The sequence below is a fragment of the Nocardia uniformis NBRC 13702 genome (assembly GCF_001613345.1).
Taxonomy (GTDB): domain Bacteria; phylum Actinomycetota; class Actinomycetes; order Mycobacteriales; family Mycobacteriaceae; genus Nocardia; species Nocardia uniformis.
In genome coordinates this window covers 1-14,130 of record NZ_BDCE01000042.1, presented here as the reverse complement: position 1 = coordinate 14,130, position 14,130 = coordinate 1, and the positions used below count along the sequence as shown (strand labels likewise).

Here is a 14,130-nt window from a genome sequence, read left to right as displayed (position 1 = left end):
CATTGACTATCAGCGCATAGTACTGCGATGATCGCAAAATTGGTAAAGATGTTTCGCACAGAGAAACTGGAGTGAATCGTGGCGGCGACCGACCTGCTGATCCGGAACGCCCGCGTGGTGCGCCCGGGCGACCCGTCCACCGACCATCCGGAGCCGGTGGATATCGCCGTCGCCGATGGCGTGATCGCCCGGATCGGATCCAACCTGCCGACCGCGGGTGCCGAGCGTGTGGTGGATGCCCAGGGCCTGCTGGCCTTCCCCGGGGTGGTCGACGCGCATCAGCACTGGGGCATCTATCAGGAGCTGTCCGCCGATACCGAGAGCGAGAGTCGCGCCTGCGCCCAGGGCGGTGTCACCACCTCGATCACCTATATGCGCACCGGCCGCTACTACCTCAACCGTGGCGGCGCGTACCGCGACTTCGTCCCCGAGGTGCTCGACCGGATGGCCGGGCGGTCATTCGTGGACCACGCCCTGCATCTGGCCCCCATGACCGCCGAACATATTGCCGAAATACCGTCCCTGATCGAGGACTTCGGCGTTACCTCGTTCAAGATCTTCATGTTCTACGGCGGTCACGGCCTGCACGGCCGTTCCGCCGACCAGGCCGACTTCCTGATGATCCCGCCCGCCGAGCGCTACGACCTGGCGCACTTCGAGTTCGTCATGCGTGGAATCCACAGTGCGCGTAAACGTTTCGGCAACCGCCTCTCGCTGTCACTGCATTGCGAGACGGCCGAGATCATGACCGCCTACACGGAAATGGTCGAGCGCGAAGGCAACCTCACCGGCCTCCGCGCCTACAGCGCGTCACGCCCGCCGCATTCCGAGGGTCTGGCCATCACCATGGCCTCCTATCTTGCCCATGAGACCGGCCTGGCGAATATCAACCTGCTGCACCTGTCCTCGGCCAAGGCTGTCGAGGCGGCGCTCACCATGGCGACGGCCTTCCCGCACGTGGACTTCCGCCGTGAGGTCACCATCGGCCACCTGCTCGCCGACGTCGACACCGCCCACGGTCTCGGCGGCAAGGTGAACCCACCCTTGCGCGAACGCTCCGACGTCGAAGCGCTCTGGCAGCATCTCCTGGCAGGCGAAATCGACTGGGTGGTCAGCGATCACGCCTGCTGCCGCGATGAACAGAAGTTCGGCCCCGATCGCGACGATATCTTCGCCGCCAAATCCGGTTTCGGCGGTGCCGAATACCTGCTGCCGGGTCTGGTGGGCGAGGGTGCCAAGCGCGGTGTGCCGCTGTCGCGCATAGCCGAACTGACCGCCTGGAACCCGGCCCAGCGCTACGGTCTGACCGGTAAGGGAACCATCGCGGAGGGGTTCGATGCCGATATCGTCCTGATCGACCCGACCGCCGAATGGACAGTCCGGGCCGCCGACTCCGAATCCGCCCAGGAATACACACCGTTCGAAGGCTTCACCATGAACGCCCGAGTCACCGACGTCTTCCTGCGCGGTCACACCATCTACCGCGACGGCAAAGTCCAGGGCGACCCCCGCGGCCGCTACCTCCGTCGCGGTCCGGTCTGACCATGCTTTCCATGGCACTGGTGCTCTTGGCCGCGGCTCAACTCGGTTGCGTGGTCTGGTTGGTCATGCGGCGGTGATTACCCGGAAGCCGCCCGGTCGGCGTCCCTACGCAGTCCATAGAGCGCGGCCAATGGTTTCAGCGGCATCCAGTCGCCGAACCGATATTCCGCGCCGGGTACCAGGCGCGCCGCCAGGTCCGGCCGCTGCCGCAGCAGATAGCGCCGGCCCTTCTCGGCATGCATGGGAATCGAGACGATCTTGATCCGGTCGACGTCTTCCAGATATGGAATCGCGAAAGCGATGTTCTCCCAGGTGCTTCGGCTCAGCTCCTCGAGGACGGGCTCCCCGCGGTATCCGCAGGTGTCGACGGCGTACCGCGCCATCAGCGCGGCCTCGCTATACGGGCCCGCACACGCCCCACCACACAGGATCAGCCGACTCTCGGCCGCATCCGGATCGACGGACCGTAGCCCCGCCCGCACCCGCCACCGGTTCATCGGGTTGGCGCGTGTCCCGGTATTGCGATATCCCAGTACTACGACGGCCTCGGCGGGTCCGGTGGCCGATCCCACGAACCTGCGCGATGCCCGCCAATTCGCCCACTCGCCCCAGAGCAGGAGCAGTACGAGGCTGGTGCTGGTGAACCAGGTCCGTTTCCGCACCGGTCCAGCCAAGCACAGGCGTGACCTCGCACCCCGCTCAGGTCCTTCAATCCAGTATTGAAACGTGTTCTAATTCGAGGAATCTTGATGTGAGGAAAGAGGTCGGACACGGTGGTGGCGTTCTTTACCAAGGTCGACGATTACTATCTCGCGACCGAGATGATGGTCAGTCCGTGGGCGGCCAACCAGATCGGTGGGACCGGGGTGTGCGGGCTGCTGGCTCGGGAATTGGAGGGGCACAGTCCGGGGGTGGGGTTCATTCCGGCGCGGTTCACCGTTGATTTGTTTCGGCCGGTGCTCAATGAGCCGATTCGGTTGCGCAGCGAGGTGGTTCGGGACGGCAATCGGGTGCGGGTGATCGATGCGACGATTGTGCAGCGTGACCAGGTGCGGGCGCGGGCGAGCGTGATGTATTTGACCGTTGCGGAGCAACCTCCGGGGGAGGTGTGGCAGGCGACCCGGGAGTTGCCGGTACCGGAGCAACGACTGATGGGCGTCCATGGCGATCCGCCATTGTTCAAGTCCGGGGAGCTGGAGTGGACCGGTGATTTCGCCGCGAGTCAGAACGGTGAACGCAAATGCGTGTGGCACAACCTGCCCGAATTGGTGGAGGGCGAGCCCATCACGGCATTCCAGCGGGCGGGTTTTATCGGTGATTCGACCAATCTGGTGTGCAATTGGGGGACTGAGGGTGTGGGGTACATCAATACCGATGTGACGGTGACCCTGTCGCGTCTGCCAGCGGGGGCCGAGGTGGGGTTGCGGGCCCTGGATCAGGTCGCGGCGAATGGGATCGCCGTCGCCACCGCCACCATGTACGACCGGTCGGGGCCGCTGGGTACGTGCATTGTCACCGGGATCTCGAATGCTCGCCGCCAGGTGGATCTGGCCGCCTTCGCAGACGAACGGTCATTTCCGGAACCGAGCCTCGGGTGAACGGCATGCCGCCCCGGGTATGGCTGCTCGTGTTGGTCGGGCTCGGGCTTGCTTATGACTCAGCGGTTTTCGGGCTCGGTGCCCTGATCGGTGAGGGGGCGACGCTGCACGGGATGAGTGTGGGGCGGTTTGTCGGGCACGTGGTATTGACGCCGTTGTTGGTGGTGTGGGCGGGGGAGTGGTTGCTGCCCGGCCGACGGGTCTGGGCGTGGCTGTTCGCCGGGGCCTTGGTCATCTGGGGTGTGCTGGAGGACCTCGTCCACCTGAGTCTGATACCGCGCGAGTACGCGGGGACGCTCCGCTACGTTCCGGAGACGCCTTCGGGTCCCCCTTTTCCGGCGCTGGTCGTGTCCGCTGTGCTGTTGATCGCCGGAATTATGCTGTGGCGCAGGGCGGGCTGGCCTTGGCTCGCGCTCGCGACGCTGGTACTGATCGCTGCCTCGGCCGCCGCGTTCGCGGTACCGCCACTCGGGAACGCGGGGGAGGCGGTGTTGCTCGCGGCCCTCGTCGCCACCGAACGGGGCTCGGGACGACGTGAACCGCGTGACAACCAGCGGCGCGGATTCACCGCTCCGCCATTGCTTCTCGTGTTCCGCCGTGCTCGTACTGGCTGAAATCCACCGCCCGGGTCGCGCGGGCATAGCCGACGTGTGAACCCGGCCAGACAGCGATGACCTTGCCCTCGTCGGTGTGGTACCACCCGGGACAGCCGCTCGTGAATACGGTGCGCTGCAAGGTGTTCTGCAATTGTTCGTTGTAGGCGTCCTGTGCCTCCCGGCGCACATCGAGCCAGCCGCCGCGTTCGGCGATGCGCTCGATCGCCATGCGGGAATAGCGCGCCTGCTTCTCCAGCATGAAGGTGATGGTGTTGGTGATGGAGCCGGTATTGGGCCCGAACATCAGGAACAGGTTGGGATAGCCGGAAACAGTGATGCCGAGATGGGCGTACGGCCCGGACTTCCACTCGGCGTGCAGGTTTCGCCCGTCCCGGCCGGTGATATCCATCGGGGCGAGGTACTCGCTGGCGGTGAACCCGGTGCACCAGACAATCACATCGGCGGCGACCTCGGTGCCGTCGGACAGCAGCAGCCCGTGTTCGGTCACCCGTTCCACGCCGTGTGAATGCAGCGTCACCTGGTCGCGGTCCAGGGCCGGATACCAGGCATTGGACAGCAGCACTCGATTGCAGCCGAAGCGGTACTTCGGCGTCACCGCCGCCCGCAATGCCGGATCGCGGATCTCTCGGCGGATCTTGAACTTCAACCACAGCTCGAACCCGATCTGCACCGGCTCCGCCCACCGTGCGACGAAGGGTGCGCGCGATTCGTACCACAGCCATTCGAGATTGTGCTGCCATCGGGCCAGTCCGGGGATGGTGCCGAGCAGCCTGCGTACGGTCGGATTGGTGCGACGGTCCCACTTGTTGCCCACCCAGTACGCGGAGCGCTGCACCACGCTCAACTTCTCGACCTGGTCGACGATCGCGGGCACCACCTGGACCGCGCTGGCTCCGCTACCCACGACCGCCACCCGTTTACCGGTGAGATCGACGCTGTGATCCCATTCCGCCGAATGGAATTGGACACCGCCGAAGGTATCCATACCCTCGAGTTCCGGCAGCTTCGGTCGCGACAACTGCCCGGTGGCGCAGATGAGAGCGTCGAAATGCGTGATCGCCCCATCGGCGGTCTCGACCCGCCAGCGCCCCGACTCCTCGTCGAATGCGGCCGAGGTGACATCGGTGTTGAACCGAATCCGCGGGGTCACCCCGTATTGATCGGCGGTGTGCACCAGATACCGATGGATCTCCGGTTGCGTACCGAATCGTCGCGACCACTCCGTCTCCAGCGCGTAGGAGAGCGAGTAGATGGGGGAGGGTACATCGCATGCCGCGCCCGGATAGGAGTTCGCCCGCCACACCCCGCCTGCGGAATCACCGCGCTCGAAGACGGTGTAGTCATGGATTCCATGGCGATCCAGTTCGATCGCCGCCGCCAGTCCACCGAATCCGGCCCCGATAATCGCGACCGACACTGCCCTGCTCGTCATGGTTCGACGCTAGAAGCGGGACTGATTTCGCACGATGTCCGCTCCGGGTCATCTATTGTCATTTACGGACATGACCGAGAGCGCGAAGACGATTCACCCGGCTACCTGGGATCATCCGCGCGGCCCCGCAGCCGCGCGGATCCTCCTCGAACTCGGCAATGAACACGGACTGACCGCGGCCGAATGCCTGGCCGGTACCGGCCTGACCCGAACCGATCTGGAGCGGCCCGACACCTTCGTCGAAGCAGGGCAGGAACTCGCCATCGCCCGCGCCATCATCGGGCGCGTCGGCGACAGCGTCGGACTCGGGGCGGCGGCCGGACTGCGGTACACGGTCGGCACACTCGGTGTCTGGGGTTACGCGATGCTCTCCAGTGCCAGCGTGCGCGAAGCGATTCGCCTGGGCGTGCGCTACGCCGAACTGTCGTTCGCATTCATCCAGCCGATTGTGGAACCGGATGGACCAGATCTGGCCGTCGTCTTCGACGATGCCGAAATCCCCTTCGATGTCCGCGATTTCTTCGTCGAACGGGAACTGACCAAGATCGCCGTCCTCACCCCGTACGCGATCGGGGTCAGGCGGGGCATGCGGGTCGAGACGGCCTTCACCGCATCGCGCGCCGCCGCGCTGCGTGGCCTCCTGCCCGGCGTCGACCTGCGCACCGGCGCCGCCGACCACCGGGTGATCTTCGCGGCCGATCTACTGGATCAGCCGCTCCCGCAGGCGGATTCGACCACCGCGCTGATGCTGGAGGAGCAGTGTCGTCGCATGCTCGAGGCGCGCCGAGCCCGCCGCGGAATCGCGGCGCGCGTGCGCTCGCTCATCCTTGCCGAACTCGATACCGGCCCGACCGCCGCCACCATCGCCGCCCGCCTGCATATGGATGAGCGCACGCTGCGCCGCCGGCTGCACGCCGACGGCACCTCCTTTCGTGAACTGGTCGACGAGGTCCGCTCGACCCTGGCCGCCGACCTGCTCACCCTGGACCGCCTCACCCTCGCCGAAATCGCCCGCCGCCTGGGCTATCACGATGCCGCCGGTTTCAGTCGCGCCTACCGGAGATGGACGGGCCGAACGCCGAGGCAGTCCGTGCGCGGCTGACCGCGCCCGCGCCCGGTGGTTGCCGGGATCCAGGATTGCGCCTGCGGGCTTGACTAATTAGGCGACCAATATAATAGTGATGTAGGTCATAGAACATCGAAGTTCCTCTCTCGGAGGGGAATTCATCCTTCTTGGAGAACGTCATGACCGATATCCGCGCGCCCCGAGATCTCGCACCGGGGGAAGCCAGATCATCCGGGCCGAGCGTGCAGAGCCTGCTGGCGGGCGATAGCCGTGCGGTGCCGCCGCCGTTGCTGGAGGAGTCCTATGAGTACCTGGGCTCCGAAGACATCGACAAGGAGCGGTATCTGAGCCATGACTTCCACCGCAGGGAGGTGGAGAAGGTATGGAAGAAGGTGTGGCAGTTGGCCTGTCGCGAGGAGGACATCCCCGAGGCGGGCGACTACGTCGTCTACGACATCGCCGATATGTCCCTGATCGTGGTGCGCACCCGGGAGAGGGATATTCGGGCGTATCACAATGCCTGCCTGCATCGGGGTACGCGACTGTGTGAGGACGCGGGGCAGGCCAAGCAATTGCGGTGTCCCTTCCACGGTTTCACCTGGAATCTGGAGGGTGCGCTCACCGAAGTGCCGAGCCGATGGGACTTCCCGCATGTCGCTGACGCCGAATTCGCACTGCCACAGGCGAAGACGGGGGTGTGGGCCGGATATGTCTTCGTCAATTTCGATCCGGACGCCCCGGCGTTGATGGACTACCTGGGTGATGTGGACAAGCACCTGAGCTACTTCAAACTCGAGGACCGGTTCAAAGCGGTGCACGTGGCCAAGGTGATCGACTGCAACTGGAAGGTCGCCCTCGAGGCGTTCATCGAGTCCTACCACGTCATTTCGACGCATCCGCAGCTGCTGGAGTACCTGGGCGACTGCAATACCCAGTACGACATCTATGCCGGCGGTGACGGAATGCCGGGATTCAACCGAATGATCACCCCGCAGGCCACCAGCAGTCCGCATCTGGAGGCCGTGGAGCCCCAGGACGTCCTCGACGCCATGTTCCGGGACTTCTATCCCGAGGGTGTCGGCTCGATCACCGTGCCCGAGGGCGAGTCCGCACGCCCCGTTGTCGCCGAGGCGCTGCGACAGCGGATGGCTCAGCAGGGCACCGATGTGTCCACCGTCAGTGACTCCGAAATCCTCGACGCCATCGAGTATTTCGTCTTCCCGAATATGTGCCCCTGGGCGGGTATCGGCGCGCCGATCACCTATCGGTTCCGGCCCTACGGCAATGACCCGGACCGTTGCGTGATGGACATTATGCTGGTCGTCCCGCTGCCGCCCGGGGTGCCGAAGCCGAAGTCGGGTCCGGTGCACTGGCTCGGTCCGGATGAGGATTTCAGTGCCGCACCGGAACTCGGTGGCCTGGTGCCGGTCTTCAATCAGGACCTGTCGAATCTGCCGAAGGTGCAACGCGGTCTGAAGGCCATGACCAAACCCGGCGTCACCCTGGCGAACTATCAGGAAATCCGCATTCGGCAGTTCCACCGGGACCTCGACGCTCACCTGGGCGCATAGGGAAGAATGAAAGGGTGACTGAAAGTAAGCGGGGCAAGGTCGGTCCGGGCCGCCCGGCCGGGATCGACAGTGTCGAAACGCGACAGCGAGTAATCGACGCCGCCATTCGATGCTTCGCTCAGAGTGGCTACGGCCCGGCGACCAATAGCGTGATCGCCGGGCTGGCCGGAGTCACCGCGGGAGCGGTGTACTACCACTTCGGGACCAAGAGCCAATTGTTCGAAGCGGTGTGCACGGAGGTATACGGGAAGATTCAGGAGCGAGCCGCGGTGGCGCTCACCGGGGCATTGTCGGTGCGCGAACTCCTCAAGGCACTACTCGCCGTCTCCATGCGGATCAACCACGAGCACCCCGAACTCGCCGGATTCGTGGCCACCGCACCCATCGACGCCCGCCGGCACACCGAACTCTCGGAACCCTTCGCGGCCGTCAGCAAGGGCATGGTGGAGGGTTTGGCCGAGGCGGTTACCCGCGGCCAAGCGGCGGATCTGATTCCGGCGGAACTGGATTCGATGCATGTGGCGCGGTTGATCCTCGCCGTGGTGGATGGTTTCGCACACGCCGCGGCGGCCACCGATCCGATCGAGATGGATATCCTCGACGAACTGTTCGAGCGGCTACTCCTGGACGCGTCCAATTGATGGATGTCCGCTCCCGCCGGTAGGCAAGAGGGTCCCCGAAATCACGGTGCTGTGGGCCCGTTCGATCAGCTGAATGGTTCAACCGTTGTCGGATAGTCGGACGATATGCGGGACCCCGACCGGATTACTGATCCAGTGCGCGTTCATGCCTGATGGAAGTGGTTCGAGCTCATCCTGTACCGGGATGCCGTGCGTGGCCAGGTACTCGGTTGCCCGGTCGACGTCGTCGGTGAACAGTTCCAGCCAGAGGTCGGCATGCGCGTAGTTGTCGACACGGTCGAGCCACAGCGTTACGGGTCCGAACCGGATTGCGGCGCTCTGGACCACTCCTTCGGCGATGGCTTCGCCGCTGTCATCGGTAACTTCCATACCCAGTACGTCACGGTAGAAGGCGACAGTCCGGTCGAACTGGGCCTTGGGAAGTTTCATGGCGATATTGTTTCCGCCGCGGAATGCAGGCTTCATGGTTCAGTTCTCCTATGTCCGATCGAGGTGTTCACCTAGAGCACCCAGGCGGTCGTCCCAGGTGTGTGCTAGTGCGGCGAGGAATGACTGGGCCACGGCCACCGGATGGGTCCGGAGGCAATAGCGGATACGGCGCCGCTCGCCGGGTTCGGCTCGGACGAGTTCGGCATCGGCCAGCAGTCCGAGGTGCTTGGTGATCGCCTGCCGCGAGATGGGTAATCGGTCTGCCAGGTCGGTCGCGGTCGCCGGGCCGTGCGCGGCGAGTTCGGCGAGAATAGCGCGCCGCGTCGGGTCGGCCAGCGCGGTGAATACCGCCTGGGCGATCAGTTCGGGATCGCGTTGCTCAGGCTGCGGCATCGAGGTACTCGGCCAGTTCGGCCAGCTCCGTCGTCCAGCCGCTGACATTGCCTTCGTACGCGTTGGCCAGGTGGTCGGGTAGCTGGGCGAAGCCGGTGTCGACAACCATGAGCCGGGTGCCGGTCGGCGTCGGTGCCAGCGAGATTTCCACATGTGTCCGGCGTGGATCGCTGGGCGGTAGCCCCTCGATCGGCCAGGTGAATGCGAACCGACGGGGCGGCTCGACGGTCTGGATCGACAGGGTGTGCGGTCCGTCGTCGTCCCACCACACCCGCACCGTGCCGCCGGGACACAGGTCGTCGATCTCGGCCCGGGAACCGAACCAGCTACCGAGACCTTCGGCCGTAGTCAGTGCGTTCCACACTTTGTCGGGCGGATGGTGAAGTTCGAGAGTGCGCTCTATGCGGTCGGGTAGCGGCACCACAACCTCCATGTATAGCAACCAGTGGGTTGCTATATGTTATCGCAACCTGTTGGTTGCGACAAGTGGGCTCGCTGTAGTCGGAACCGCGCGGATCTCATCGCCGCGAAGGTTCCCCGAATCGGTTGGTTGGAGATTGGCGGCGGTGGTCGGCGCGGATGTTCCATCAATCGGGAGACGGCGACCAGCGGCGCGCCCCATCACCGCGGTCGAGTGCCTCAGCGGCGACCTTGGTTATCGCCAGCCCGAAATGTCTGCTGGGAGCATCGCTTTCGGTGATCGGCTGCTGGTCGCACAGGTGGCCGAGCTGAAGCTGACGACCTACGGCCGACAGCCCTCGATATCGATGCCGGGCGGCGGTTCGCTGACCGCGGCGTTGAAAGCGCTGAGGGCGTGCACCCATCGGGATCGGCATTGCGGGATGTCGTGAGGTGTAGCAGGTCTCGTAGGCCGGTCGAACGCCGCAAAGTGGTGTTCCGGTCCTATCGGCATCCATCGAGTAGCAGTCGAATGGTGAGGCGCGCGTCGTACTGCGTGTAAACCATTTCCGCACCCGCACAGATGTCGCCGATCGCTCGGAGCAGTTGGTAGGTGGTGAAATCCGCGGTGACCTCGCCCGCGCTGCGGGCGGCGGACAGGATGTCGTCGAGCACCGGTACCAGGCGATCGAGGAATAGTGCGTGTAGGGCGGTGAAGGTCTCGGGGTCGTTACGCATTGCGGCGGCGAGCCCGTGCTTGGTGACCAGGAAGTCTGCGAAGAGTTCCACCCATTGGCGCAGTGCGGTGAACGGTGACGCCGCGGTGGCGAGCAGGGTGGGGCCGGCTTCGGCGCAGGCGTCGACCTGGTGTCGATAGACGGCCACGACGAGGTCCGCGCGCGTGGGGAAATGTCGGTAGATGGTGCCCATGCCGACACCCGCCACCGCGGCGATCCGACGTACGGGTGCGTCCACGCCGTCGCTGACGAAGACCGATGCCGCGGCATCGAGCAGGGCCTGCTCGTTCCGCCGGGCGTCCGCGCGTTTGGCGGGGTTCGCGTTCGTCGACGGTGGCTCGTCGCCTGCGCTCACGCAACCTTCCTTTCCTTGGGTTTTCGGTTCCTCTTGCGAAGCGGAGCACTGCTCCGTATATTCGGAGCAGCGTTCCGATTAAGAGTCTATCCGGTAGTTCATGCCGTCGGAAGCTACGCCGCCGCACCTGATGCGGACGCGGTGTTCATCGCAATCGAAGGAAATCCCATGCCCACATCTGTCACGTTCGCCGTGAACGCCGTCCCTGCCCTGACCACTCCGATCATCAGCCTCAAGCCGGTCATCCTCCCCGCGCCGGCACGCGGCGACGACCTCCAGATCCGTGTGTCGGCACCCGCCGTCGGCACGGATCTCCCGGTCGTGGTCCTCGCGCACGGCTTCGGCGAGTCGATGTCCGCGTACGACCCGCTGGTCGATTTCTGGGCGGGCAACGGTTTCGTCGTCGTACAGCCGACGTTCCTCGATTCGCGGACGCTCGGCATTGCGCCCGCCGACCCGCGGTATTCGGATATCTGGCGTATACGGGTCCAGGACGTCACGCGCATCCTCGACGAACTCGACCACATCGTCGCCGCTGTCCCGGGCCTCGGCGACCGCGTTGATCGCGACCGCATCGCCGTCGCAGGGCACTCCTGGGGTGGGCAGACCGTCGGCATGTTGCTCGGCGCGCGCGTTGTCGGCGCGGACGGGCAGCCCGGCCCCGACTTGACCGACCCACGTGTGAAAGCCGGTGTGCTGCTTGCCACGACCGGCATCGGTGGAGCGGATTTGACGCCGTTCGCGGCGGAGAACTTCTCCTTCATGCACCCCGACTTCGACGCTCTGGCCACACCGACCCTGGTGATCGCAGGTGACGCCGACCAGTCCCACCTCTCGACTCGCGGCCCCGACTGGTTCACCGACGCATACACTTTCAGTCCCGGCGCCCGGAGCCTGCTCACCGTGTTCGGCGCCGAACACTCCCTCGGCGGAGTCCACGGCTACAACGCCAAGGACACCACCGACGAAAGCCCCGAGCGAGTTGCGTTGATTCGCAAGGCTTCCTGGGCTTTCCTCCGCAGCGCCCTCGGGATCGATGATACGGCGTGGAAGCAGGTGCAGGCCGAGCTCACGGAGTCTGCCGATTCCCGCGGAAGTATCGACAACAAGTGAGACGCAACCCAGCTGGGGCGAGTGGTTGGAGCGAGGCTCGTCGGAAGCCGCTCTTCTCGGGTCGTGCGATGACCAGGTCAGGGTTCGCCTGTGTAGTTCAGTGGCGAGGTCGTCCCGGCGATGTCGGACGTAGCCGGTGCTCCGGGACGCTCCTGCTACGACCCGGTCAGGATCTCGGCTTCGGGTGCGGCCGACACCGCGTCTGTGACGGCCGACTGCGCGGTGGCGGCATCGGCGGTGGGTGCGTGGGCGGGGTAGTAGTCGGCGGTTCTGGTGCCGGTGAAGAAGTCGGTGGCCCAGCCGACCGCAAGGGTTTGCAGGGTCGAGATGTTCACCGATGTCGGATCGCCGCACAACAGGTTGCCCAGCGAATCGCCGCTGGGGCCTTCGGCGTCGGTGTGCACTCCGGTGCCGATGCGGATACCGAGGTATCGGCGGTGCAGCAGTCGCTGGAGGGTGTCGGTGCCGACTCCGAAGAGATTGCATGGTGAGGGTTTCGCGGCGATATCGAGAATCGGCAGGTCGGTGTGGTCGAGATCGGTGAGGGCCTGGTCGGTGTTGTCGCCGAGGAAAGACTTCACCGGGTCGAGCAGGACGACTCCGCGTAGATCGGCGAAGGCGGCGGGGTGATCGGTGTGCAGTCGGCGCGCGACGTATTCGACGGCCTCGCCGCCGGCGGAATGCCCGACGAAGACCGTGTGCCGCGGCAGTCGCAGATCCGGGCGGTTCGCCGTTGCGGTAGCCGCGGCGAAGCTGCGCGCCAACGAGTTGGCGGGTTCGGCGTCGGTGGCGAACAGTTCCGCGATGTTGTCGAGGAATCCGGTGTTGTCGCCGAGATTCTGCAGGGTGCAACCGGCCGGGTCCAAGAACGGCAGAGCGGGTGCGAAGACGACGTATCCGGCGGCGGCGAAATGCTCGGCGAGGCTGGCCACATTCGCATTGCTGCGCGCGAAGCCGTGCTGCAACCAGACCAAACCCCCGGCGGGCCCATCGGGCAGGTACCAGTCGGTGCTCAGATGCCGGATGTCACCCCCACAGGCGATATCGACGGTCTCCGACATCCGGTCGGGTTCGGCGTGCGCCATGGGTGTCGCGGCGGTCGCCACGGCGCAGGCGGCGGCGAGCATGGCAGTGAGTACGAGACTACGAAGGTTCATCATCACTCCTGTGCGGAAACGCGCTGCTCCGGTGCGGGAGCATGAGTTAACTGGACATATGCCCAATTGAGAACCTTCAGTCGGGGGCTGTCAAACGGTAGGCAACAGATCACACACAGGTGGACGGGAGGAGGCGACGTCAAACCACTGGCATCCACTCGACCGGCAGGCATGCCCATCGAACTCACGAATATCGGAAAACTTCCCGGTTCCGGGGATGCTCCGGACCGCCCCCAATGTCAATCCAGCACAGCGGCGACCGCTTCTATCTCGACCAGTTGATTGTCGTAACCGAGCACTGTGACGCCCATCAGGGTGCTCGGCACATCGTGCTCGCCGAACGCGTCCCGGACGACCTCCCAGGCCTCGACCAGGTCTGCCTGTTGGGACGACGCTACGAGCACTCGCGTGCTGATCACATTCTCGAGTTCGGCATCCGCCTCCTGGAGGGCGGTCCTCAGGTTTTCGACCGCCTTCGCGGCTTGGCCCGCGTAATCCCCGATGGCCGTCGGTGTTCAGTGGGCAGGCGCCGGCGAGGAAGATCAGTCGCGCATCCGCCGGTGCCGTTGCGGCGTAGGCGTACTCGGCGATGTCGGACAGTGTGCGAGATCTGATAAGGGTGACGCTCTTCGGCATGGGCCCATTCCCTCTCGGTAGTCGAGTCATCGTCAACCGCATTGTGGCAGGCCGACACTCGCCGATGATCGCACTGTCCAACCGGGTATTGCGAAGCCGTGATGCGGTAAGAGAATGAGAGTCTATGTATCTCACACGTATGACGTGCTAGACATATCAGGAACGGCATGCAGTGGCCGTGATACCGAGCGGAAGAGAAGACCGCAATGGCGAAGATCGTATTGTTCGGGGCGACCGGATACACCGGGCGCCTGACAGCCGAAGTCCTTGCCGCGCAAGGTGCTTCACCAGTACTGGCCGGGCGTGACGCGACCGCACTGGAGAAACTCGCAGCCGACCTCGGCGGTGCGGAGACCGCGGTCGCCGATGTCGCCGACCCCGCGTCGGTGCGCGCTCTGCTCGGTCGCGGCGATGTACTGGTGACCACGGTCGGGCCGTTCATGC

16 protein-coding genes and 1 pseudogene are annotated in these 14,130 nt (G+C 65.0%); 9 read left to right on the top strand and 8 right to left on the bottom strand.

The window, feature by feature from the left end:
• Window positions 1–78 precede the first annotated feature (78 nt).
• The gene (locus NU1_RS12215) at window positions 79–1,542 is read left to right on the top strand and encodes a dihydroorotase (RefSeq protein ID WP_067520440.1); all 1,464 of its coding nucleotides are present in this window, start codon (window positions 79–81) and stop codon (window positions 1,540–1,542) included.
• 77 nt (window positions 1,543–1,619) lie between these two features.
• Here the strand turns inward: NU1_RS12215 and NU1_RS12210 are convergent, their stop codons facing one another.
• On the bottom strand, window positions 1,620–2,204 hold the full coding sequence (locus NU1_RS12210) for a YdcF family protein (RefSeq protein WP_067520438.1): 585 nt from the start codon (window positions 2,202–2,204) through the stop codon (window positions 1,620–1,622).
• Between the two features lie 111 nt (window positions 2,205–2,315).
• Here NU1_RS12210 and NU1_RS12205 point away from each other — a divergent pair, with 111 nt between their 5' ends.
• Window positions 2,316–3,140: a thioesterase family protein gene (locus tag NU1_RS12205; RefSeq protein WP_067520436.1), complete on the top strand. Its 825-nt coding sequence runs from the start codon at window positions 2,316–2,318 to the stop codon at window positions 3,138–3,140.
• Between the two features lie 5 nt (window positions 3,141–3,145).
• Window positions 3,146–3,754 (top strand): hypothetical protein, encoded by a 609-nt coding sequence (locus NU1_RS12200; protein ID WP_157552126.1) that lies wholly within the window; start codon window positions 3,146–3,148, stop codon window positions 3,752–3,754.
• On the opposite strand, the gene NU1_RS12195 is transcribed toward NU1_RS12200, so the two are convergent.
• Window positions 3,705–5,189 carry a flavin-containing monooxygenase gene (locus NU1_RS12195; protein WP_067520433.1) on the bottom strand — a complete coding sequence of 495 codons (1,485 nt, stop codon included), beginning with the start codon at window positions 5,187–5,189 and terminating at the stop codon, window positions 3,705–3,707. The genes NU1_RS12200 and NU1_RS12195 overlap by 50 nt on opposite strands.
• 70 nt (window positions 5,190–5,259) lie before the next feature.
• On the opposite strand from NU1_RS12195, the gene NU1_RS12190 reads away from it, so the two are divergent.
• From NU1_RS12190 to NU1_RS12180, 3 genes are all read left to right on the top strand, one after another.
• The gene (locus tag NU1_RS12190) at window positions 5,260–6,291 is read left to right on the top strand and encodes an AraC family transcriptional regulator (protein ID WP_067520431.1); all 1,032 of its coding nucleotides are present in this window, start codon (window positions 5,260–5,262) and stop codon (window positions 6,289–6,291) included.
• Window positions 6,292–6,434: 143 nt separating this feature from the next.
• Complete coding sequence (locus tag NU1_RS12185) at window positions 6,435–7,826, top strand: aromatic ring-hydroxylating oxygenase subunit alpha (protein WP_067520627.1); 1,392 nt, start codon at window positions 6,435–6,437, stop codon at window positions 7,824–7,826.
• A gap of 14 nt (window positions 7,827–7,840) precedes the next feature.
• Window positions 7,841–8,467 carry a TetR/AcrR family transcriptional regulator gene (locus tag NU1_RS12180; protein ID WP_067520429.1) on the top strand — a complete coding sequence of 209 codons (627 nt, stop codon included), beginning with the start codon at window positions 7,841–7,843 and terminating at the stop codon, window positions 8,465–8,467.
• A 78-nt stretch (window positions 8,468–8,545) separates the two neighbouring features.
• Here the strand turns inward: NU1_RS12180 and NU1_RS12175 are convergent, their stop codons facing one another.
• From NU1_RS12175 to NU1_RS12165, 3 genes are read right to left on the bottom strand one after another with little or no spacing between them, the layout of a single operon-like run.
• Window positions 8,546–8,932, bottom strand: a complete 387-nt coding sequence (locus NU1_RS12175; RefSeq protein ID WP_067520428.1) for a VOC family protein — start codon at window positions 8,930–8,932, stop codon at window positions 8,546–8,548.
• 12 nt (window positions 8,933–8,944) lie between these two features.
• Complete coding sequence (locus NU1_RS12170) at window positions 8,945–9,289, bottom strand: ArsR/SmtB family transcription factor (RefSeq protein ID WP_067520426.1); 345 nt, start codon at window positions 9,287–9,289, stop codon at window positions 8,945–8,947.
• Window positions 9,276–9,710 (bottom strand): SRPBCC domain-containing protein, encoded by a 435-nt coding sequence (locus NU1_RS12165; protein ID WP_157552152.1) that lies wholly within the window; start codon window positions 9,708–9,710, stop codon window positions 9,276–9,278. The genes NU1_RS12170 and NU1_RS12165 overlap by 14 nt, the downstream gene beginning before the upstream one ends.
• 250 nt (window positions 9,711–9,960) lie before the next feature.
• Between NU1_RS12165 and NU1_RS41315 the strand changes: the two genes are divergently transcribed.
• Window positions 9,961–10,140 (top strand): hypothetical protein, encoded by a 180-nt coding sequence (locus NU1_RS41315; protein ID WP_157552124.1) that lies wholly within the window; start codon window positions 9,961–9,963, stop codon window positions 10,138–10,140.
• A gap of 52 nt (window positions 10,141–10,192) precedes the next feature.
• Here NU1_RS41315 and NU1_RS12155 read toward each other — a convergent pair whose 3' ends face one another.
• A complete protein-coding gene (locus tag NU1_RS12155; RefSeq protein WP_067520421.1) occupies window positions 10,193–10,780 on the bottom strand; it encodes a TetR/AcrR family transcriptional regulator in 588 nt (195 codons plus the stop codon).
• A 168-nt stretch (window positions 10,781–10,948) separates the two neighbouring features.
• Between NU1_RS12155 and NU1_RS12150 the strand changes: the two genes are divergently transcribed.
• A complete protein-coding gene (locus tag NU1_RS12150; RefSeq protein ID WP_067520625.1) occupies window positions 10,949–11,893 on the top strand; it encodes an alpha/beta hydrolase family protein in 945 nt (314 codons plus the stop codon).
• A 155-nt stretch (window positions 11,894–12,048) separates the two neighbouring features.
• On the opposite strand, the gene NU1_RS12145 is transcribed toward NU1_RS12150, so the two are convergent.
• Together NU1_RS12145 and NU1_RS44205 are read right to left on the bottom strand one after the other, a co-directional pair.
• Window positions 12,049–13,050, bottom strand: coding sequence for an alpha/beta hydrolase (locus tag NU1_RS12145; RefSeq protein WP_157552122.1), 1,002 nt, complete (start codon window positions 13,048–13,050; stop codon window positions 12,049–12,051).
• A gap of 239 nt (window positions 13,051–13,289) precedes the next feature.
• A pseudogene (locus NU1_RS44205) lies at window positions 13,290–13,686 on the bottom strand (RidA family protein).
• A 206-nt stretch (window positions 13,687–13,892) separates the two neighbouring features.
• Between NU1_RS44205 and NU1_RS12135 the strand changes: the two are divergent.
• Window positions 13,893–14,130: NAD(P)H-binding protein (locus NU1_RS12135; protein WP_157552120.1), on the top strand; the 238-nt coding region annotated here is incomplete at its 3' end.